At 71.9% G+C, this 20,417-nt stretch carries 17 protein-coding genes; 6 read left to right on the plus strand and 11 right to left on the minus strand.

The window, feature by feature from the left end; genetic code table 11:
• Nucleotides 1–134: 134 nt before the first annotated feature.
• The gene (locus IAG44_RS38825) at nt 135–1,601 is read left to right on the plus strand and encodes a N,N-dimethylformamidase beta subunit family domain-containing protein (protein ID WP_187751746.1); all 1,467 of its coding nucleotides are present in this window, start codon (nt 135–137) and stop codon (nt 1,599–1,601) included.
• On the opposite strand, the gene IAG44_RS38830 is transcribed toward IAG44_RS38825, so the two are convergent.
• Together IAG44_RS38830 and IAG44_RS38835 are read right to left on the minus strand one after the other, a co-directional pair.
• Nucleotides 1,558–2,295: an HAD family hydrolase gene (locus tag IAG44_RS38830; RefSeq protein ID WP_246562415.1), complete on the minus strand. Its 738-nt coding sequence runs from the start codon at nt 2,293–2,295 to the stop codon at nt 1,558–1,560. The genes IAG44_RS38825 and IAG44_RS38830 overlap by 44 nt on opposite strands.
• A 6-nt stretch (nt 2,296–2,301) precedes the next feature.
• The gene (locus IAG44_RS38835) at nt 2,302–3,489 is read right to left on the minus strand and encodes a serine/threonine protein kinase (RefSeq protein WP_246562416.1); all 1,188 of its coding nucleotides are present in this window, start codon (nt 3,487–3,489) and stop codon (nt 2,302–2,304) included.
• Between the two features lie 312 nt (nt 3,490–3,801).
• Here IAG44_RS38835 and IAG44_RS38840 point away from each other — a divergent pair, with 312 nt between their 5' ends.
• The 4 genes from IAG44_RS38840 to IAG44_RS38855 are packed head-to-tail and all read left to right on the plus strand — an operon-like array spanning nt 3,802 to nt 7,971.
• Nucleotides 3,802–5,097 carry an extracellular solute-binding protein gene (locus IAG44_RS38840; RefSeq protein WP_187751747.1) on the plus strand — a complete coding sequence of 432 codons (1,296 nt, stop codon included), beginning with the start codon at nt 3,802–3,804 and terminating at the stop codon, nt 5,095–5,097.
• On the plus strand, nt 5,087–6,001 hold the full coding sequence (locus IAG44_RS38845; protein WP_187751748.1) for a carbohydrate ABC transporter permease: 915 nt from the start codon (nt 5,087–5,089) through the stop codon (nt 5,999–6,001). Before IAG44_RS38840 ends, IAG44_RS38845 begins: the two co-directional genes overlap by 11 nt.
• A complete protein-coding gene (locus tag IAG44_RS38850; protein WP_187751749.1) occupies nt 5,998–6,828 on the plus strand; it encodes a carbohydrate ABC transporter permease in 831 nt (276 codons plus the stop codon). The genes IAG44_RS38845 and IAG44_RS38850 overlap by 4 nt, the downstream gene beginning before the upstream one ends.
• 45 nt (nt 6,829–6,873) lie before the next feature.
• A complete protein-coding gene (locus tag IAG44_RS38855) occupies nt 6,874–7,971 on the plus strand; it encodes a radical SAM protein (RefSeq protein ID WP_187751750.1) in 1,098 nt (365 codons plus the stop codon).
• On the opposite strand, the gene IAG44_RS38860 is transcribed toward IAG44_RS38855, so the two are convergent.
• Genes IAG44_RS38860 through IAG44_RS38870 form a run of 3 tightly spaced genes read right to left on the minus strand, consistent with a single transcriptional unit; the run spans nt 7,964 to nt 10,631 of the window.
• The gene (locus tag IAG44_RS38860; protein WP_246562417.1) at nt 7,964–8,935 is read right to left on the minus strand and encodes a mevalonate kinase family protein; all 972 of its coding nucleotides are present in this window, start codon (nt 8,933–8,935) and stop codon (nt 7,964–7,966) included. The genes IAG44_RS38855 and IAG44_RS38860 overlap by 8 nt on opposite strands.
• Nucleotides 8,932–9,489 (minus strand): NUDIX domain-containing protein, encoded by a 558-nt coding sequence (locus tag IAG44_RS38865; RefSeq protein WP_246562418.1) that lies wholly within the window; start codon nt 9,487–9,489, stop codon nt 8,932–8,934. The genes IAG44_RS38860 and IAG44_RS38865 overlap by 4 nt, the downstream gene beginning before the upstream one ends.
• Complete coding sequence (locus IAG44_RS38870; protein WP_187751751.1) at nt 9,486–10,631, minus strand: NAD-dependent epimerase/dehydratase family protein; 1,146 nt, start codon at nt 10,629–10,631, stop codon at nt 9,486–9,488. The genes IAG44_RS38865 and IAG44_RS38870 overlap by 4 nt, the downstream gene beginning before the upstream one ends.
• Before the next feature lie 218 nt (nt 10,632–10,849).
• Between IAG44_RS38870 and IAG44_RS38875 the strand changes: the two genes are divergently transcribed.
• Nucleotides 10,850–12,496, plus strand: a complete 1,647-nt coding sequence (locus IAG44_RS38875; RefSeq protein WP_187751752.1) for an NAD(P)-dependent oxidoreductase — start codon at nt 10,850–10,852, stop codon at nt 12,494–12,496.
• On the opposite strand, the gene IAG44_RS38880 is transcribed toward IAG44_RS38875, so the two are convergent.
• From IAG44_RS38880 to IAG44_RS38905, 6 genes are all read right to left on the minus strand, one after another.
• On the minus strand, nt 12,466–14,070 hold the full coding sequence (locus IAG44_RS38880; protein ID WP_187751753.1) for an FAD-binding oxidoreductase: 1,605 nt from the start codon (nt 14,068–14,070) through the stop codon (nt 12,466–12,468). The two genes, IAG44_RS38875 and IAG44_RS38880, sit on opposite strands and share 31 nt — an antisense overlap.
• Nucleotides 14,067–15,092, minus strand: coding sequence for a methyltransferase (locus IAG44_RS38885; RefSeq protein WP_187751754.1), 1,026 nt, complete (start codon nt 15,090–15,092; stop codon nt 14,067–14,069). Before IAG44_RS38885 ends, IAG44_RS38880 begins: the two co-directional genes overlap by 4 nt.
• A 26-nt stretch (nt 15,093–15,118) precedes the next feature.
• The gene (locus IAG44_RS38890; RefSeq protein ID WP_187751755.1) at nt 15,119–15,796 is read right to left on the minus strand and encodes a class I SAM-dependent methyltransferase; all 678 of its coding nucleotides are present in this window, start codon (nt 15,794–15,796) and stop codon (nt 15,119–15,121) included.
• A 21-nt stretch (nt 15,797–15,817) separates the two neighbouring features.
• Nucleotides 15,818–16,825, minus strand: a complete 1,008-nt coding sequence (locus IAG44_RS38895; RefSeq protein ID WP_187751756.1) for a methyltransferase — start codon at nt 16,823–16,825, stop codon at nt 15,818–15,820.
• A 110-nt stretch (nt 16,826–16,935) separates the two neighbouring features.
• Nucleotides 16,936–18,873 (minus strand): helix-turn-helix transcriptional regulator, encoded by a 1,938-nt coding sequence (locus IAG44_RS38900; RefSeq protein ID WP_187751757.1) that lies wholly within the window; start codon nt 18,871–18,873, stop codon nt 16,936–16,938.
• A 341-nt stretch (nt 18,874–19,214) separates the two neighbouring features.
• The gene (locus IAG44_RS38905; protein WP_187751758.1) at nt 19,215–20,393 is read right to left on the minus strand and encodes a cytochrome P450; all 1,179 of its coding nucleotides are present in this window, start codon (nt 20,391–20,393) and stop codon (nt 19,215–19,217) included.
• Between the last annotated feature and the right edge of the window lie 24 nt (nt 20,394–20,417).

The following is a 20,417-nucleotide window of genomic DNA, read 5'->3' on the forward strand; positions in this document are numbered from 1 at the left end:
ACTGTCGGATTCCGCACTACCCACCGGGGTGGCCCGGAATACGGAATCCCGTCCCGGCGGCCGAAAAAGGGTTCCGAATGGCCGGTTGGCGGCGCCGTTGCCGGACACACCGGTGACTGCCTAGCGTGAACGGCATGATCGAAGGATATGCGGGACGGGAAAGTGTCACCCTGGGCGGCGAGTTGACCTTGCACATATCGACCGACGCGCCCGGATTCCGGCTCCGTTTCTACCGGCTCGGCGACACGCTGGATCTTGTCGGGGAGAGCGGCGAATTCCCGGGAACCCTTCACCCGGCGCCCGCGCATCCCGACGGCACACCCGGCCGTGCCTCGCCCTGCGACGACTGGGACTGGCCACCGCTCACCCTTCCCGTCCCGGACGGGTGGACGCCGGGAATCCACCTGGTCGAATTCGTGGAGTGCGACGAGAACATGGCCCCGCCGCCCCTGGACCTCGCGCACCTCGAAGGGCCCGCGCGGGAGTTCTTCGTCGTGCGCCCCCGCGTCCCCGGCAGCCGCTCCCGCGTCCTCTACAAGAAGTCCACCTTCACCCGGCACGCCTACAACCGCGCCGACGGCCCCGGCCCGGAGCGTGCCGCCAGCCTCTACGACCACCCCGTCCACCGGCCCGGCGGGGCGGGTGAACCCCGAGGTCACAAGGTCAGCTTCCACCGGCCCGGCGGAGTGATCGACCTCGCCTACTGGGACGCCCCGTTCATCGGCTGGCTGGAGCGGCACGGCTACCGCGTCGAGTACGCCACCGACCTCGACCTGCACGAGGACCCCGCCCTGCTCGCCTCCTACGACCTGCTGCTCAGCGTCGGCCACGACGAGTACTGGAGCGAGCGGATGCGCGAGCACGCGCGGGCGTTCGTCCGCGCCGGCGGGAACATCATGTTCCTCAGCGCCAACACCTGCTGGTGGCGCGTGCACCTCACGGACGGCGACACCGCGTTCGTCTCCGACACGGACCACCACGTCGGCGAGGAACACCCGCACCTGCCCGCCGCCGACCAATGGTGGACGCCCGCACCCGACGGCGTGGGAAATCCCGAGAATTCCCTCACCGGAGTGAGTTTCCGGAACGGCGGAATGTGGGCGGCCACCGAATGGCCCGGCGACCGCCCTCGCACCGGATACACCGTCCAGCACGCGGACCACTGGATATACGAGGGCACCGGATTACGCGACGGAAGCGGCGGAGAAACGCCGGACCGGCTCGGTGCGGGAACTCCTCTCATCGGGTACGAGTGCGACGGCGCCGCCTATGCTCTCGACGACACCGGAATAGCCTGGGCCACCGGCGAGGACGGAACCCCGGACGATTTCCTCATCCTCGGAATTCACGTCCTCGAACCGGTGCACGAGGATTTCCACCACCCCCGGTGGGGGCACTGGAACACGGTGGTGCGTGAACCGGGCATCACCAGCCCCCGCGCCGCCACCATGGGCCTGCACACCGCGCCGGGCCCCGTCGGCGGCACCGTCTTCACCGCCGGCACCACCGACTGGCCCGTGGTCTGCGGCCGTGAACAGGACCCGGCCGTCGTCCGGGTCACCCGCAACCTCCTCGACCGTCTGGGCCGTCGCCGCCGATAAGTTCCCGCAGCCCGGCGATCCGCGCCGCCCCCCGAGGCAGGGGCGGCGCGATCCCGTCCACGGCCCGGTCCGGGCGCCACAGGTGCACCGCCCGCATGCCCGCCGCCAGCGGACCGAGCACGTCGGGCACCCACATGTCGCCGACGAACAGCACCCGTGACGCGCCCAGGCCGCACCGGTCGAGCACCGCGCGGTAGATCAGCGGATGCGGCTTGCGCGCCCCCGTCCGCGCGGACCCCACCACCACGTCGACCACGTCACCGAGGCCCACCTCGGTGAGGCGGTCCTCCAGGTCCCAGAACCAGTTGGAGCACACCCCGACGAGCAGCCCGCGCCGGCGCAGCGCCGCCAGCGACTCCCGGGCGTCCGCGAAGAGCGCGAGCCGCACCGCCTTCATCGCCCGGTCGAGGTCCGCGACGAGCGCGTCCAGCGCCTCCTCCGGCACCCCGCAGGACCGCGCCCTGCGCCGCAGCCGCTCGTGCTCCCAGGCCACGTACGCTCTCTCGTCGGCCGAGTGCGCCGTGTGCTCCTCGCCCTCGGCGGGGCCGACCGACCACTGGTCGCCCCACCGCAGGCCCTGGGCGGCGAGCCCCCGGCGCGCGAACACCCCCTGATGGTCCGGCGGCAACGGCTCGACCATCCGCACTAGCGTCCCGTAGAAGTCGAGGACGACCGCCTCGACCCCGTCCGGCACCACCGCCTAGAACCGGCCGTACCGGCGCGGGAAGTAGTCCTCCAGGGTGCCGTCGCGTTCGATGTCGACGGTCGCGCAGTGCAGGCCGCCGCCGAACGGGCCCACCGCGCGGAACGGCACCGGCACGATCTCGAAGCCGTAGGAGGAGAGCTGTTCGGCGAGGCGCACCTCCTTCTCCTCCACGCACAGCGTGTTCGCGTCGAGGTTCAGCATGTTCCCGGCGAGCCAGGGACTGCAGAACGACAGCTTGGGCGGGTGGTCCCAGCTCGCGGGCTGCACGGCCTCGACGATCTCCCAGTCGTTCAGCTGGAAGAACTCCATCAGCTCGGCGTCCGCGAGTCGTTCGCCGCAGTGCAGGACCAGGCCGGGACGCAGCGGCACCCAGGTGGCGTCGATGTGCAGCGGATGGGTGTTGGTGGAGGTCACCGCGTGCACCCGGTGGTCCGGGAAGTGGCGGCGCAGCCAGTCGTAGCCGCCGCGGTTGGTCACGAACGACAACTGGACGAAGAGGTCCTTGCCGAACCGGGCGACGTCCGCCGCGTCGAACAGGGGCTCCGCCTCGGTGAGCACCAGGTCGTAGTCGCGGACCCGGGCCAGCTGGGTCTCGGTGGGCAGGTCGTTGTAGGTGTCCCAGAACCCCGCCTTGTACGAGGCGTCCGTCAGTCTCGGCTTCGGCGCGGCCTCCCAGCGCATCCGGGGGTCGGCCTCGAAGAGCCGCTGGAGCACCGGCCGGTAGCAGAGGTATTCGAACCAGCGGCTGCGGTACGACATGGTCGCTTCGAGGACTTCGTTGCCGACGGTGAGCAGCAGGTCACGCGGCGGCATGCAGCCGAACATCGACTCGTGCGTCCACTCCGGGGTGGAGACGGATCGCGTGAAGTCCACGGGCGTCGGGCGGTCGACGCGGATGCCGCGCCGGCGCAGCAGGTCCGCGAAGTCGTCGAGCTGCTGGTCGGCCTCGGCCACCATGTCCGCCGGCATCGGGCCGTAGGTGCCCAGCGGGAAGCCGTCGTCGGGATAGTCCCGGCGCACCGCGTGCTCGGGCGCCTGCACCACCGTGCCCTCGGCCCGGCCGACGATCACATGCCGCAGCGGGTCCCAGCCGTTCCACGCGTTGACCCGCACGGGCCGCTCGGCGGCGGGGGAGTGGGGGGCGGAGCTGTCGTGTGCGGGAGCCGTCCTCTGCTCGGTCACGTACAAACCCTTCGATGGGGGACGTGGAGTACCGCAGGGGTCAACCTGCGGTCGGAAACCCGTCACCGTCAAGAGCGACTTGGCCGCTAACCAGGTGGTTTGCGCCAGGGTGGCCAGTGCGCGGCCCCACCACCGCCGCCCCCGGCGGCAACGGCGCAGGCCGGGCCGGGAGCGTTCACCCTTGCGGGTGACACGAACCGGCGTCTTCCGGCCGAAACCTCGCGCATCGGCGCGGATCCGCGACCGGCGGGGTAAGGACTTGACCGTCCCCGAAGGCCCGTCCACCCCGCCGCGTCCCACTCGGAGGAACCCATGAGACCGCGCCTGCCACGCCGTTCCGCTCTCCTGGGCGCCCTCCTGCTCGCCGTGGCCGGTTGCGGCTCGGGTACGGACGACGGGCCGGGCGGACAGACGGGCGGCGGCGGAAAGCTGACGGTGTGGCTGACCGTGGACGCCCGCGAGAGCTGGCCCGAGCTGGTCGCCTCCGCCAACAGCCGCTTCACACGGGCGCACCCCGGCGTCAAGGTCGACGTCCAGTACCAGCAGTGGACGACGAAGAACCAGAAGCTCGACGCCGTCCTCGCCGGCCGCAAGGTGCCCGACGTCGTCGAGATGGGCAACAGCGAGACCACCAACTACCTCGTCAACGGCGCCTTCGCCCCCCTGGACCCGAAGACCTTCGACCGGTCCGGGCAGTGGCTGCCCGCCCTCGCCGACGCCTGCCGCCTCGACGGCCGGACCTACTGCGTGCCCTACTACGCCGGAGCCCGCGTCGGCATCTACCGCACCGACTACTTCCAGGACGCCGGCCTCACCCGCGCCCCCCGCACCTACCCGGAGCTGATCTCCGCCCTCGACCGGCTCAAGGCCCGCTACGCACCCGAAGACCCCGGCTTCTCCGCCCTCTACCTCCCCGGCCGCTACTGGTCCGCCGCCATGGCCTTCGTCAAGGACGCCGGCGGCGAACTCGCGGTCGAGAAGGACGGCCGCTGGCAGGGCGCGCTCTCCTCACCGAAATCCGTCGCCGGGCTCACCACCTGGAAGAAACTCATCGACGACTACTACGTCGGCGACCGGGCGAAGGACAACGGCGACCAGCCGGCCGTCGTCGGACAGGGCAAGGTCGGCGTCTTCTACGGCAACACCTGGGAGGCGGGCGCCGCCGCCGACGCCAGGTCCGGCGGCGATCCACGCCTCAAGGACAAGTTCGCCACCTTCGCCTTCCCCGGACCGTCCGGCGAACCGCTCCCGCCCTTCCTCGGCGGGTCCACCCTGGCCGTCCCGGTGAAATCGGACCGCCAGGAACTGGCCGCCGACTGGATCCGCGTCTTCACCGACCGCACGTCGCAGCAGCAGCTCATCGCCGCCGACACCCTCCCCAACAACACCGTCCAGCTCGCCGACGTCGCCACGGACGGCGACAACGGACCGGCCGCCCAGGCCGCCGCCCGCGGCTGGGTCACCCCCCTCGCCCCCGGCTGGACCTCGGTGGAGAAGTCCAACATCCTGCCCGAGACGCTGGAACGCATCGCCACCGGCAAGGCGTCCGTCGAGGAGGCCGCCCGCGAGGCGGACCGCAGGATCGACGCAGTGATCAATGAGCGGTGATCCGGGCGCGCGCCGGCGCCGCCCCCTGCTGCCGTACCTGCTGATCGCCCCCAGCTTCCTCGCCCTCCTGGCCGTCCTCGGCTACCCCCTGGCCGACATGGTGACCCTGTCGTTCCAGGACATGACCCGCAAGGAGCTGTTCAGCGGCGAACAGCCGCCCTGGGCGGGGCTCGAACAGTTCCGCACGATTCTCAGCGACGGGTTCTTCTGGACGGTCGTCGCCCGCACCGCCGCGTTCACCGCCGTCTGCGTGACCCTCACCATGGCCTGCGGCCTGCTCGTCGCCCTGCTGATGCGGGGCACCTCGCCCTGGGTGCGGGCGGTCATCGCCGCGGTGCTCGTCGCCGTGTGGGCCATGCCGGTGATGGTCGCGGCGGCCGTCTTCCGCTGGCTCTTCGACGCCGACTACGGCGTCGTCAACTGGCTGCTCAGCCGGCTGCCCGGCGTCGACCTCGCCCGGCACAACTGGTTCACCGACCCCTGGCAGGGCTTCGCCGTCATCACCGCCGTCGTCGTCTGGGGCGCCCTGCCGTTCGCCGCGGTCAGCCTGCACGCGGCGCTCACCCAGATCCCGCCCGAACTGGAGGAGGCCGCCCGCATCGACGGGGCCCGGCCCGCGCAGGTCTTCCGGTACGTCACCTTTCCCGCCGTCAAACCCGTCTTCGTGACGGTCACCACCCTGATGGCGATCTGGGACTTCGGTGTCTTCAACCAGATCTGGCTCATGCGCGGCGGCCAGCCCGAACGCGAGTACTACCTGCTCGGCGTGTACTCGTTCATCGAGTCGTTCGCCGTCAACCGCTACAGCACCGGCGCCGCGATCGCCCTGGTCACCATCGTCCTGCTGCTCGGCGGGGCCGTGGTGTACCTGCGGCAGATGTTCCGGCTCGGGGAGGTGGAATGAGGCCCCCGAAACGACGTGGCCGGCGCCTCGACGCCCTCGGCCTCCTCGTCGCCGCCGTCCTCGGCTTCCCCGTCTACTGGATGGTCCTCACCGCGTTCCGGCCGGCCACCGACATCCTCAGCCTGCCGCCCGAGTTCTGGCCGAGCGACCCCACCCTCGCGAACTTCACCCGCGCCATGGGCACCGAGACGTTCTGGGCCAACGCCCGCTCCAGCGCCGTCATCGGCCTGGGCACCGTCGCCGTCTCGCTGCTGGTCGGCACGCTCGCCGCGTTCGCCCTCGCCCGCTTCCGGTTCGCCGGGCGCAAGGCGTTCGTCGTCGTCATCCTGACCGTGCAGATGATCCCGCTCGCCGCCCTCGTCATCCCCGTCTACCTGCTCCTCAACGACGCCGGCCTCACCGACAGCCTCGTCGGCGTGATCATCGTCTATCTCGTCTTCACGCTGCCGTTCGCCGTGTGGATGCTGCAGGGCTTCATCGCGGCGATCCCCGTCGAGCTGGAGGAGGCGGCGATGGTCGACGGCTGCGGGCGGCTCGGCGCGTTCGTCCGCGTCGTCCTGCCGCTGCTCGGCCCCGGGCTCGTCGCCACCTCCGTCTTCGCGATGGTGCAGGCGTGGAACGAGTACGTCCTCGTCTACGTCCTGCTCTCCACCCCGGAGAAGCAGACCCTCAGCATCTGGCTGGTCTCCTTCCAGACCAGCTTCGGCACCGACTACGGCGGCCTGATGGCCGGCGCCACCCTGACCGCGCTGCCCGTCGTCGTGTTCTTCCTGGCCGTCCACCGCAAGATCGCCGCGGGGCTCGCCGTCGGAGCGGTCAAGGGCTGACCGCCACCGGCGCGAGCCACCGCCCACCACCCACAGGAGAGCCCCGTGACGTACGACCGCCTCGACCTCGTCGCCAAGCTCTACCAGCCCTCCGGCTGGCCCCGGATCCTCGAAGCCGCCTCCGGCTCGCCCACCGGCGCCCCGCTCGTCGTGGACCTCGACCCCACCACCTTCTGCGACCTCGCCTGCCCCGAGTGCATCAGCGGACGCCTCCTCAACCAGGGCCGCTTCACGCCCGACCGGCTGGCCGCCCTCGCCCGGGAACTCGTCGACCTGTCCGTGCGGGCCGTCGTCCTCATCGGCGGCGGGGAACCCCTCGCCCACCGCGGCACCCGCGGCGTCTTACGCATCCTCGGCGAGGCGGGCCTGGCCGTCGGCGTCGTCACCAATGGGACGATGATCCGGCAGAACCTCGCCGAACTCGCCCGGTACGCGTCCTGGGTCCGCGTCTCCGTCGACGCCGGCACCGCCGGGACCTACGGCAGGTTCCGCCCCGACCGCAAGGGCCACAGCGTCTTCGACAAGGTCATCGCGAACATGCGGCTGCTCGCCGCCGAGAAGACCGGCGCCCTCGGCTACTCCTTCCTCGTCATGTCCCGCGAGGAACCCGACGGCACCACCGTCACCAACCACCACGAAGTGCTGCGCGCCGCCGAACTCGCCCACGACATCGGCTGCGACTACTTCGAGACCAAGGCGATGTTCGACGACGACCACCACATCGTCCAGGTGCCCCGCGCCACCCTCGACTCCGTCGACCGGCAGCTCGCCGAGGCCGCCCGCCTGCAGAGCGACCGCTTCCACCTGGTGAACTCCTCCACCCTCACCGCGCTGCGCGGCCACACCGGACCCGTCCAGCCCAAGGCGTACCACCGCTGCCGGGTCACCGAACTGCGCACCCTCGTCACCCCGTCCGGCGTGTACGTGTGCTCCTACCACCGCGGCAACCCGCTCGCCCGGATCGGCGACGCCGTCACCGACGACCTCGCCACCATCTGGCGCACGTCCGACCGAGGCATCGTCGACCCGAGCCGGGACTGCCGGTTCCACTGCGCGCGCCACCGCACCAACCTGGAGCTGGAGCACATCGGCGAGGGAGCCGGCGCGAGGCCGCTCACCGAGGACTACGACCCCTTCATCTGACCTCCACCACCGGCACCGGCTCCCTCCTGACGCCGGACGCCGCCGTGGTCGGGATCACCCGGGCCGCCGGATGCGACACGCCCAGCGCCCGCGCCAGCCGCGCCACCGTCTCCCGCACCTGGGCCGCCGCGCACACCCCGACCAGCGAACCGCCCCCGCCCGCTCCGCTGAGCTTCAGCGGCAGACCGGCCTCGCGCAACGCGACCTCCCGCAGCTCCTCCAGGAGCGGCGTCGACATCCGCTGGTGGTCCCGCATGGCCGCGTGCCCGTCCGCCATCGCCGCCCCGAGCGCCGCCAGATCCCGGCCGCGCAGCGCCTCCCACACCCGCCCCGACACCTCGTCGGCCGCGGCCCGATAGGCCGCCAGCACCGGATCCCCGGCCGCGAGCTGCGCCCGCACGTCCCGGATGTGGTGCCCGGTGTCCTTGCGCGTCCCCGAGTCCACGACGACCACCGCCCACTCGCCGGGAAACTCCAGCCGCTCCCGGACGACGGGCAGCCCCGTCTCACGCCCCTCCAACAGCAGCGCCCCGCCCTGCACGACCGCCAGATGATCCATGCCGCCCCCGTGGAACACGGCGAACTCGAACTCGTACGCCCACCGCGTCAACGTGGCGTCAGAAACCCGCCGCCCCTGCACCGCGGCGTCCGTGAACGCCCGGAACAGCGCCACGATCCGCGCCGTCGACGACGACAGACCGCTCGCGGCGGGCGCCTCACTGCGCACCGTGACGGCCGGCGGACCCTCGTCCAGCGCGGGCACCCGCGCCCGCAGGAACGCCCACACCTCCTCCTCCCAACCGCCGCCTTCTCCGCCGGAAGCGGGCTCCGCCACCACCTCCACGGTCGTCATCAGCCCCAACGCGAGACTCACCGAGCGACCCCCGCCGAGCCAGTCCAGATCCTCACCGGACAGACACGCCCGACAGGGCACCACCGCACGTACCGGATCTATGGCGTTCACCGTGCTTGGAACCTTCCTTCCGCGCGGAACCTCTCGAACAGGGACAGCACCACCGCCGTCGGCGGGTGCAGGGGGTGGGGCGGGGTGGCGAGCGGGGCGAAGCGGGCCTGGCGGACCTCGTCGGCGCCGGGGGCGAGGGTGCCGGTCCAGCGCCGGGCGACGAAGCACAGGGCGAAGCAGTGGGTGACGTCGCCGTTCGGGTACGTCAGGGTGTGCACGCCCGGGTCGGAGAGCGAGGCGAACGCCTCCAGGTCCTCGCGCGCCACCCGCAGCCCCGTCTCCTCAAGGAGTTCGCGCGCGGCGGCGTCGGCGAAGTCGCCGTCCTCCTCGCAGGCCCCGGCCGGCAGCTCCCACACGCCCGAGTCGGCGCGCTGCTGGAAGAGGCCGCGCCCCGAGCCGTCCAGCAGCAGCACCTGCGCCCCGGGCACGAGGAGTTTGCGGGAGCCGACCCGCTGCCGCAGCGACCAGATGTAGGAACCGGCGTAACCCATCGCGTACGTCTCACCCTCGCCGTGGTCCGGCCCCGCGGGGCCCTTCGGCGCGCAGCCTGTCACGCCCCGTGCGTCTGCCGGGCGAACCAGCGGGGCGTGGCGTCCGGCGTCTCCAGGAGCCACCGCACGTACCGTTCGACGCCCTTCTCGACCGGGATCCGGGCCTGCCAGCGCAGCAGGTCGCGGCAGCGCTCGGTGGCGGCGTACCCGCCCAGCGGGTCCCCCTCGGGGCGTGGAGTGACGATTCTGCGCGCGCCCGGGAAGTACGGGGCGATCAGATCGGCCACCTCGCGGACCGACGTCGGCCGGCCGGTGCCGACGTTGACCGTCCGCCCCGCCATCCGCTCCTCCGTCAGCGCGAGCGCGGTCGCCTCGGCGATGTCGTCGACGTGCACCAGGTCACGGACCTGGACCCCGCCGCCGTTGAGCCGCATCGGCCGGCCAAGACGCGCCTGGAGCGACAGCCAGGGCACCATCCACGAGTGGCTGTCCGGCTTGGGGATCTGCGGCTCGCCGTACACGGAGAAGTAGCGCACCACCGCGTACTCCGTCCGCGCGGACGCGCCCAGCATCAGCCGGGTCTGGTGCTCCGCCCACAGCTTCGAGTTGGCGTACACGGACATCGGGAACAGCGGCTGGTCCTCGTGGAACGCCTGCGGCCCCTCGACGCCGGGCAGCCCGTCCCCGTACACGGACGCCGAGGACACCAGCACGAGTCTTCGCACCGGGAAGCGGGCCGTCTGTTCGAGGACCACCTGGGTGCCCTCGACGTTGGAACGGAACGCGAGGTCGGGGCGCCGGGTGCAGGCGGCGACGTCCGCGTAGGCGGCGGCGTGGACGACGAAGTCCGCGTTACGCAGCAGCGGTCCGACGGTCCCGGCGTCGCGGACGTCGCCGACGACCAGCCGGGCGCCGGCGCGGGCCACCCCGAAGGTCTCGTGACCGGACTCGGGGTAGGCGTCCATACGGTCCAGGACGGTGACGGTGGCGCCGGTGGCGTGCAGCAGCGCGACGAGTCTGCTGCCGACGAGGCCGGCGCCGCCGGTGACGACGACGCGGGTGCCGCGGAGTTTGTCCAACCGGGTGTGGACGCTGTCCTCGGTGGGCTCGGCCTCGGTCTCGACGGGGGTGGGGGCGTCCGTGGCGGGTGGGCCGGTCGTGGTGGTCCGGGCGGTGGCGGCGGTCGCGTGAGGTGGCACGGGCATGGCTGCCTCTTTCCTGGTCCGGGGGGAGAGGAACGCGGTGTACGGGCCCTGGCGCGCCGGCCCTCAGCATCCACGGACCCCTCACCGGCCTGCCAGAGGGCCATTTCGGCACTCTTGCGGGGCTACACCACCACCCGTACTGTCCAAAACCGGCTGGCGGACACGGGTGCCCGACGCCGTCCGGGACGGCTCGGAGCACGTCGGGGCGAGGAGGATGAATGGCGCGGCAGCGGCTGAGCGCGGTGGTCATGACCCATCCCCGACGCCGCGAGGCGGCCGAGAAGCTGGCCCTGAGCGCGCCCGACGGCCTCTTACGGGTCGTCATGGACCCCGATCCCACCGGCACTCCGTCGGTTCTGCGCACCGCGCTCGCCGCGTGGTCGGCCGTCGAGGACGGCGCCACACATCAACTCGTCATCCAGGACGACATGGTGTTGTCCGAATCCTTCTACGAGAGGGTGCGGTCCGCGATCGAGGCCCGGCCGGACGCGGCCCTCGCCCTCTTCGCCCTCTGGGACTCCAGGAACGGAGCCGCCGTCAGGATGGGCGCCCTCGCGGGCGCGCGCTGGGCCGGCGCCGTCAACGAGTACTTCCCGTGCGTGGCCATCGTGCTGCCCCGCGCCCACGCCGAGGGCTTCGCCGCCTACGGCCGCACCCGGCTCGGCGGCTGGCCCGACGACATCCTGATGCACCGCTACCTGCGCGACCACGGCGTGCCCCGCTACGTCGCGATCCCCAACCTCACCGAGCACGAGGACCGCGGCTCGATCTCCGGCAACGCCTTCCGCGGCCCGCGCCGCTCGGTCTGCTTCCTCCCGGACGACCTGCCCGGCGACGAGGCACGGACCCTCACCGGCCTGACCGTGCTGCCGTTCTTCAAACACGGCGTCGCGCAGTGTGCTGTCCGCGTACCCGGTCCCGGCCCCGAGCACTGGTTGCACCTCGACACCGAGCAGTACCTCGAGGGTGCCGGGCTGCCGCGTGCCTTGCTGCGCCCACCCGGCAGTGGCCCGGCGGAGCCGGATGTGCGAGGGACGTGGCTGACGGCGCTGGCCATGGGGTACGAGGCGGCTCGCATCGGCCTCATGGCGCCGCCTTCGGCGTCCGGCGCGTACGCCGAGGCTCTGGCGACGATCGGGCCGGGCGGCATCAGCAACACCGCCACCGAGGAGCACATCGCACGCCGCCGCGAACCCCTCGTCGAGGTGGCGCGCCGCGCGCTCGACGCCGGACGCGAAGTCGCTGGGCGACGCCCCCGTCCCCACCCCCGCCGGCCCGGCGGTCTCGTATGGCGGGGCGCGGACACCCCCCTCGGCGAACACCTCGCCCGCCGCCTGGCCGACCTGCACGAACCGTCGGACGCCGTGATCGACCTGACCCCCCTCCGCTCCGCCGCCCCCTCGCTGACCATCCGGCCGCACGGCTCACCCACCCCGTACACCCTGAACGTCGGCGAGGTCTACGGCCCCGGCTGCTCGCACCTCACCCCCATCGGCCGCCTGGTCTGGGACGCCCTGCGCAGCCATCCCCTCACCGTCGAGGGCGACCCCGACTCCGAGGTGCACGCCGTCCACGTCCACGACCTGGCCGACGCCATCGCCGCCGTGCTCCACACCCGGCCGGACACCCACACCCTCACCGCCGGCCCCGGCAAACCGTCCACGGCAGCCGACCTCGCCCGGTCCGTCCACGACGCCGTCCGCCCCGTCCCGATCCTGACCGCCCCCCGATCCCACCCCGGTTGGCACACCCCACCCGACCACCCACGCCCTCCCGGCTGGACCCCGTCGACCGGCCTGGCCCGCGGACTCCACGCCTTCGCCCAGTGGCTCGCCTACGAGGGAATCCTGCTCGCCCCGAACTGACCACCTGGCGACGGCGGCAACGGTTCGATGCTCATCCGGTGGCGGAAGAAATTGTGCGGGTCCCAGTGGGTCTTCACCCGTCGGAGCCGGTCGTAGTTGTCCTTGTAGTAGAGGGTCGACCACGGCACACCGGACCGGTTGAGCCGGGGGTCGAGCATGTCGGAGTCGGCGTAGTTGACGTAGCAGCCGTCGGTGGAGTCGTCGGGGACGGGCGCGCCGCCGGTCCTCGCGAACAGCTGGGTGAAGATGTCCCGGCCCCAGGCCATGTTCGCGTCGTCGGTGCGGGGGTCGACCCACCAGTTCTCGATGCGCATCTTCATCACGGAGTCGCGCTGCGCCGAGGCGGTCTCGTCGGAGCCCACGGCGTTGATCCGGCCGCCGAACGGCATCAGCATGACGATCGCGCCGGGGCTGTGGGTGTCGGGTCTGGTCAGGTTGCGGTACAGGGCGGTCCGCTGGTCGGAGGTGAAACCCCGGCGGAGGTACGCGGACTTCGTGATGCCTCGCACGGACGGGATCGGCTGGTTGCCGATCACGGTGGTCACGTGCCGGGTGGCCTGGAGCCACGCCAGTTCCTCGACGGCGTCGAGCACCTGGGGCGAACCGGCGAGCGCGGTGCCCTCGAAGACGTCGGACAGGAATCCTCGCAGCAGCCCGGCCGCGTCGGGCAGCGCGGCGTCGACCTGGCTGAGCAGGGCCACGGGGCCGCTGGCGCGGTGGTTGAGCACCAGGATGCTGGACAGCTCCGCGCCGCGTGAGCCCGGCCGGCTGTTCGCCTCGTTCCAGGCACCGTAGTTGGCGACGAGCCGGTCGAAGTCGGCCTCGGTGAGCTGGTCCCAGGGCACGGCGCACTGGCCGAGCAGCACCCTGCTGGGCGGGGCCACCAGCAGCTTCGACGGGTCGGTGCCGCCGCGGCCCGGTGTCCGGAACCAGTAGCGCGTGACGACACCGAAGTTGCCGCCGCCCCCACCGGTGTGCGCCCACCACAGATCCCGGTGCGGGTCGTCGGGCTCGCGGGTGGCGACGACCGCGGCCACCTCGCCGTCCGCGGCGACGTGGACGACCTCGACGGCGTACAGGTGGTCGACGGTCAGCCCGAGGGTGCGGGAGAGCATGCCGTAACCGCCGCCGCACACGTGTCCGCCGACGCCGACGGAGTAGCAGATACCACCGGGGATCGTCACGCCCCAGTGCCGGTAGAGCCGTTCGTAGACGTTGAGGAGCAGGGCGCCGCTCGACACCATGAACGCCTGCCGGTCCGCGTCGAACGCGATCTCGTCCAGTTGTGAGAGGTCCAGGACCACCTCGACCTCGGGGTTGTAGACGAAGTCCTCGACGCAGTGGCCGCCGCTGCGCAGGGAGACCCGCTTTCCGGCTGCGAAGGCGTCGCGGACGGCGGCCACCGCGTCCTCGGTGGAGGTGATCAGCCGGATCATTTCCGGTTTGCCGACGAACCGCTGGTTCGTGCCGGACGTCAGGTCCGGGTAGCGAGGGTCGTCCGGGGTGACGATCACCGCGCGGTCCGTGGAGTCGCTGTGCATGATGGCGAACAGTCCTTGTCGGGTAGTGGTCATTTCCGGCCGGTGATCATGGACACCGAGCCGGCCAGGTGCTCGACCCGCAGGTCGTGGAAGCCGGCGTCGGCAAGCCAGCGCCGGCCGTCCGCGCCGGTGTAGTCGGAGCCGCCCGGGGTCTCGATGAGCATGTGCAGGCTCACCAGCAGCGGCAGTGGGTCGCCGCTGCGGTCGTCGTCGATCAGCGCCTCCCGCAGGATCACCGTGCCGCCCGTGGGCAGCGCCTCGTGGGCCTTGCGCAGCAGCATCCGGCGGGTGGGCACGTCCCAGTCGTGCAGGACATGGCCGAAGGACAGCACGTCCGCCCGGGGCAGCGGGTCGGTGAAGAAGTCGCCCTCGGTGAACGCGATCCGGTCGGTGAGACCGGCGGCGCCGACCGCGTCCGTGAACCGCGGTCCGACCTGCGGCAGATCGAAGCCGACGGCGGTGAGGTGGGGGTGGCGTCCGAGCAGCCGGATCAGGAAGGCGCCTTCCGAGCAGCCGATGTCGGCGACGGTGGTGTGCCGCGCCCACGGGAAGCGCTCGGCCAGGGCGAGCGTGGGCCCGAGCGACATGCTCGACTGCATCTGCTGGAACCGTCGTACCCGGTCCGGGTCGTCGTAGATCGCCTCGAACGGGTCGGTGGTGGAGTCCTTGCCGTTGTTCTGCGGCTTGCCGGTGCGCAGCGCGTCCGTGAGCGTCTGCCAGGCGGGATACCACTCGGTGCCGGCGAACTCGAAGAAGTGCCCGAGGTAGCTGTCCGGGCGGGCGCGGTCCAGGTGCAGCGCGGCGATCGGCGTGTTGTCGTAGACGCCGTCCTCGCGCGCCAGCACCCCGAGGGCCACCAGGGCGTCGAGGAAGTCCAGCGAGCCCCGGCCGTGCAGGCCGAGACGGGACGCCAGTTCGCCGGCCGGGGCCGGCCCGCGTGCGGCCAGGTCGGTGCTGACGCCCAGCTCGACCGCCGAGAAGAGCACTTTGGACGCCCAGAACCCCATGCCGAGGCGGATCAGTGCGGGGGCGTCCAGGCCGGTCGTGTCGCCCATGGTGGTTCCTCTCCTGTCGGCGGTGGTCACTTGGCCGTGCCGCTGAACAGCGCCATGCAGCCGCGGACCTCGAGGGTGAAGTCGGCGAAGATCTCCGACAGGAGCCCGGCCAGGTCGGTCAGGCTGTCCTGCTGGTTGTGGAAGATCCCGTCCTGGTTCAGCCGGCGGAGCTTGTACCGCGCCTGCGGCCGGTGCGGGACGCCCTGGCCGAGCACCGTGCAGCCGACGGCCCTGCCACCGGGACGCAGCGCGTACGCGGCGTTGTCCAGCACGCCGCGCTTGGCCGGCAGGTCACCCGGGACGCAGTGCAGCACGAGGTTCAGCCCGACCGAGTCGGCCGAGTTCTCCTCGATGCCGGCGTCCGCGAGCGGGTCGAGCGCGTTGGCCAGCACGGTCCGCGGCGCGTACCTGGCGAGCCGGTGCGCGCTGAACCTGAGCGTGTTCTCGTTGAGGTCGAGCAGGGTCAGCTCCGGCCGCGGGACCGGGAAGGCGGCCCGGTCGGGGCAGTGGCCGGAGCCGACGCCGATCTCCAGGTGGCGCGGGCCGAGCGCGGCCTGGTACCGGCGCAGGATCTCGTCGTGGTGACAGCCCCACACCCAGCGGGTGTTCGCGGGTATCAGCCGGTCGTACTTGCGCAGCAAGCGGTCGTCGTACCGCGCCGCGCCCGCCGCGACATCGTCCGCCACGGCCGTCGGATCGGACATCGGTGATCCCTCCAGTGGTGTTCAGACCGCGGTGGCGTGCACGGCGAAGAACCCGGCCGCCCCGGGGAGTTCCTGGAAGCCGGTGACGGTGAAGCCGCCGTCCGACAGCAGGCTCCGGTACTCGGCCCGGGTGCGCTCGCGCCCGCCCAGGTTGACGAGCATCGTGAGGTCGTTCAGGTACGAGGCGGTGGCGGCGCCCGCAGTGGCCCGGTCGGGCAGCACCGGAGCGATGATCATCAGCCGGTTGCCGGGCCGCATCGCGGCCCGGCAGCGGGCCACGATCCGCGCACAGTGCGCGTCGTCCCAGTCGTGCAGGATGTTCTTGAGCAGATAGAGGTCGCCGGTGGCGGGCACCTCTTCGAAGAAGTCGCCGTGCCGCACGCTCGCCCGGTCGGCGACGCCCGCGGCCCGCAGGGTCCGCTCCGCTTCGGTGGCGCCCTGGGCGGTGTCGAAGACCGTGCCGCGCAGGTGCGGGTGACGGCCCAGTACCGCCGCCACCAGCGTGCCGTCACCGCCGCCGACGTCGACCACTTCGGTGGCCGAACCGAAGTCGACGTGCGCGAGCAGCGCGGGCACCAGCGTCCGGCTGGCCTGGCCCATCGCCGCGTTGAACCGGGCGTGGTCCTCGGGGTGCCGCTCCAGGTAGCCGAAGAGTCCGGTGCCCATGAACGCGTCGAAGGCCGGCGCACCCGTCCGCACGCTGTGTGTCATGCCCCGGGAGCCTTGCCACAGGCCCTCGTCGCCGAAGACCGCCGCGGCCTGGCCGTAGGAGTCGGGTGCGTCGTCCCGCAGCAGTGCCCCCGCCTCGGTCAGCGCGAAGCAGTCCTGTTTGTTCTCGGTCAGCAGGCTCAGCGACACCAGGGCCCGCAGCAGTCGCCGGGTGGCGGCCGGGTCGGTGCCGGCCGCCTCCGCTATCTCCTCGCAGGGCCGTGGTACGTCGGTGATGTGGTCGGCGATTTTGAGCTTCGCCGTGGCGGTCACCGCGGCGGAAATGGTGTTCCCCCACACCATGCCGAGCAAGAGGTGCATCGGTGCTGAGTTCTCGTGTTCCGTGGACACCGCCGGTCTCCCGCTTGTCTGTCGGTCGGTTGGTGTCGTGCCAGACGAAACTACAATCCGGGGTGCGGTGTTCCGTACCCCTATACGAGATCCGCCACCCCAGTAATTTCGGTCGGCAGTTCATCGCGGCGGCTTATTCCGAGTTTGCGATAAGCATGGGTCAGATGCTGTTCCACCGTGCTACGGGTGATGTGCAGTTTGCGTGCGATTTCCGGATTGGTGTAGTCCTGTGCGGCGAGCGCGACGACGCGTCGTTCTCCGGTCGTGAGGGTGGCCATGGCGGGATGCGCGACCGGGGCGGGGACGACCGTGCGCGGAGTGCTCGTCAACTTCTCGTAGAGCCCCGTCGCCCCGCAGTCCCGAGCCAGCTTCGCCGCTTTGTGATGGAGCGCCCAGGACCGGCGGTGCCTGCGCAGCTGCGATTCGACCAGGCTCAGATCGGCGATCGCGTAGGCCAGTTCCAACCGGTCACCGCACTGCTCCAGAAGCTCGATGGCCTCGTGCAGGATCTGCCGGCGCTGCTCCGGCCGGCTCACCGCGGCGAGTTGCCGCAGCGCCGCGCCCCGGGTGCGCGCGTCGCTGTTGCCGAGCCTGGTCAGCTGGTCGGCGACCAGCCGGCGGGCCGCCGTCACGTTGCCCTTCCGCAGCCAGGCCCGCGCCGCGCCCAGCCGCCACGCCTCCAGCCCCGGCACGTCCATGCCCCACGCGGCCATCAGCTCACCGCAGAGCAGATAGTCGGCCAGCGCCTCGTCCGCGCGGCCCACGGCGAGCAGATGTCCGCCGCGCGCGGCGAGGTAGTGCACGCCGTACCGGGTCTCGAACAGGGCGTCCGGCACGGGCTGGGCGAGGTGGTAGGCGGCGGCGGTGTGGTCGCCGACGGCCGTGGCGGCCGCCACCCGGACGCTGAGCGGCGCGCCGATCAGCGCGCCCCACCCCGCCGGCGAAAGCCCCTCGAAAGACCGTTCCGCCAGGTCGGCGGCGGTGGCCAGCTCGCCCCGCCGCAACGCGAGCAGCGCCGCCGACGACTGGAGCAGGGCGCGGAGCGTGGCGCACTCGGACGCCGCCACCGCCTCCAGCAGCCGGCCCGACCACACCGTGGCGCGGGACAGCTCGTCGCTGTAGGTGAGCACGTCCAGCGCCACCAGCGCCGTACCGAACGCGGTGCGGTTGCGCAGCCGCGGGTGGATCGTCTCCAGCAGTTGTCCGGCCTCCGTCACGGCCCTGTCGTGCCCGCCGCGGGTGAGCACCTCGGCCAGCGTGCGGGCGCCGCTCACCATCCGGCCCGCGGTGCCGAGCGGCGGGGCGGCCGACGGCAGGCCCGCGGGGCGGATCACGCCCGGGTAGGTGGTGGCGATCCAGGACATGGCGAAGCGCTGGTAGTCGCTGCCGTCGTCGGCCGTGGACCGCAAGCGGACCGTCAGTTCGGTCGCCTCGGCGGTGCGGCCGTGCCAGAGCAGCTGCTTGACCAGCATCGTCAGCCCGAGCGGGGCGATGTCGCCCTGGCGGGCACGGTCCATCAGCTCGGGCAGGTGACGCAGCGTGCGCTCCGGGTTCCGGGACCACTCGGTGTCCGCGAGTTTGGCCCGTAGCCTGGATTTCGGCACCGCGTCCAGGTGGAACATCTGCGCCCGGCGCAGGTATGCCACGGCGAGTTCGAGATCGTCCTCGCCCAGTGCGGCCTCGGCGGCGCGCTCCAGCACCGCCGCGGCCCACGGTAAGTCCGTGTCGTCGCCGCCACCGGCGCGCAGCAGATGCGCCGCGACGACACCGTCGGGCTCGCCCCGCTCGTAAAGGGCCTCGGCCACGCGCAACCGCAGCACGCGGTACCAGACGGAGTGCAGGGAGGCCAGCACGGCGGAGCGGGCCGCCGGGTCGTCGAACCGGCCGTGCCTGATGAGGCCGTCGTGGGTCAGCAGGGTCAGTGTGCTGTTCACGAACTCCGGCGCGAGCCGCGTGACCTCGGCGATCAGCTCCACGGAGGTGTCCTCGTCGTCGAGCAGCGCCACCACGCCGGCCACGGCCGCCCGGTCGGGATCGACCAGCCAGACGGTTGGCCGGTCGGAGGGGGGCGGCGGCCCGGAGTCCTGGCCGACACAGGTCAGGTGCCGGCCTCTGGTCGTCTGCTCGATATTTTCGCTACCGACTTCAATTTCCGCCCGAACTGATGACACACGGGAATTAAGCATGTGACTCCGAACCTGTTTGCACAGTTTTCTTCGGAAGGCCGGTGAAAAGGCCGTATGGCGCGAAAGGCACTACCCGAAACTATCCCCCGTGTCATATAGATTGACATAGAAATGATTGGAAAGGGAAGCGGATCCCGAAAGGGCATCGACGACTGCCCGAGAGGGCCCTCCCCTCACCACGCGACGGGCAGGCTGTTCAGCCCGCGCAGCCGCATGCCGGTGTTCCACCGCAGTTCCCCGGGCGCCGCCGCGATCCGCAAGCCGGGCAGCCGGTCCAGCAGCACCGTCAGCCCCACCTCGAGCTCCATCTGCGCCAGCGGCGCGCCGAGACAGCGGTGGATGCCGTGGCTGAAGCCGAGGTGGGTGGCCTCGTCGCGGTGGAAGTTCAGCTCATGGGGATCCGTGAACACCCGCGGGTCCAGGTTGGCCGCCGCCAGCACCGGAATCACCCGCTCTCCGGCCCGCACCAGCACCCCGGACAGTTCGACGTCCTCGGTGGCGTAGCGGGGGAACTGCGCGAACGCGGCCAGCGGGACCACCCGCAGCAGTTCCTCGACCGCGCCCCGCACCAGCGACCGGTCGGCCAGCAGGTCGGCCCACCGGTCCCGGGTGAGCAGGGTGTAGACGAAGTTGGCGAGCTGCCGCGCGGTCGTCTCGTAGCCGGCGATCACCAGGAACACCGCCATGCGCACCAGTTCCGGCTCGGTGAGCCGGCCGTCGGCCTGCGCGGCCACCATCATGCCGAGCAGGTCGTCGGCCGGATGCCGCCTGCGGTGGTCGAGCAGTTCGGCCATCTGCCGCTTGATGTCGGCGAAGTGCCGCCGGCCCCGCTCCGGAGAGAGCGCGGTGTCGGACATGAAGGCGTCGGCGTTGACCTGGAACGCCGGCCGCTCACCGGCCGGCACCCCCAGCAACTCGCCGATCACCTCGATCGGCAGCGGCTTGCCGAAGTCCGACAGCAGGTCGGCGGGCGCGCCACGGTCCACGAACTCGGTCACCAGCCGGTCGGCGATCTTACGGGTCCGCTCGCGCAGTTCCTCGGCACGCCGGATGGTGAAGGCGCCGGCCACCACCCGGCGGACACGTGTGTGGTCGGGCGGGTCCATGCTGAGAATGCCGTCGTCGATCACCTCCGGCGTGCGGCGCGGCTCGTCCTCGCCGCTGGCGAGCCTCCGGCTGAACCGGGGGTCGGCCAGCACCAGCTTCACGTCCTCGTAGCGGGTGAGCAGCCAGGCGGGGCTGCCGTAGGGCATGCGGACCCGGGTCACCGGATCGTCGCTCTGCAACGCGAGGTAGCGCGGGTCCAGGTCCAGCCGCTCGGGTTCGCCGAACGGGTACGGGGTTTCCGTCATGGTCACTGCTCCTCGGTGGAGTCG

It is taken from the genome of Streptomyces roseirectus (assembly GCF_014489635.1).
GTDB lineage: Bacteria > Actinomycetota > Actinomycetes > Streptomycetales > Streptomycetaceae > Streptomyces > Streptomyces roseirectus.

What these genes read in the sequence shown, in the direction of transcription:
- IAG44_RS38890 (WP_187751755.1), bottom strand. Translation starts at nt 15,796, where the DNA reads ATGTCCGATCCGACGGCCGTGGCGGACGATGTCGCGGCGGGCGCGGCG.
- IAG44_RS38875 (WP_187751752.1), top strand. Translation starts at nt 10,850, where the DNA reads ATGGCGCGGCAGCGGCTGAGCGCGGTGGTCATGACCCATCCCCGACGC.
- IAG44_RS38870 (WP_187751751.1), bottom strand. Translation starts at nt 10,631, where the DNA reads ATGCCCGTGCCACCTCACGCGACCGCCGCCACCGCCCGGACCACCACG.
- IAG44_RS38850 (WP_187751749.1), top strand. Translation starts at nt 5,998, where the DNA reads ATGAGGCCCCCGAAACGACGTGGCCGGCGCCTCGACGCCCTCGGCCTC.
- IAG44_RS38895 (WP_187751756.1), bottom strand. Translation starts at nt 16,825, where the DNA reads ATGCACCTCTTGCTCGGCATGGTGTGGGGGAACACCATTTCCGCCGCG.
- IAG44_RS38825 (WP_187751746.1), top strand. Translation starts at nt 135, where the DNA reads ATGATCGAAGGATATGCGGGACGGGAAAGTGTCACCCTGGGCGGCGAG.
- IAG44_RS38845 (WP_187751748.1), top strand. Translation starts at nt 5,087, where the DNA reads ATGAGCGGTGATCCGGGCGCGCGCCGGCGCCGCCCCCTGCTGCCGTAC.
- IAG44_RS38885 (WP_187751754.1), bottom strand. Translation starts at nt 15,092, where the DNA reads ATGGGCGACACGACCGGCCTGGACGCCCCCGCACTGATCCGCCTCGGC.
- IAG44_RS38880 (WP_187751753.1), bottom strand. Translation starts at nt 14,070, where the DNA reads ATGACCACTACCCGACAAGGACTGTTCGCCATCATGCACAGCGACTCC.
- IAG44_RS38905 (WP_187751758.1), bottom strand. Translation starts at nt 20,393, where the DNA reads ATGACGGAAACCCCGTACCCGTTCGGCGAACCCGAGCGGCTGGACCTG.
- IAG44_RS38840 (WP_187751747.1), top strand. Translation starts at nt 3,802, where the DNA reads ATGAGACCGCGCCTGCCACGCCGTTCCGCTCTCCTGGGCGCCCTCCTG.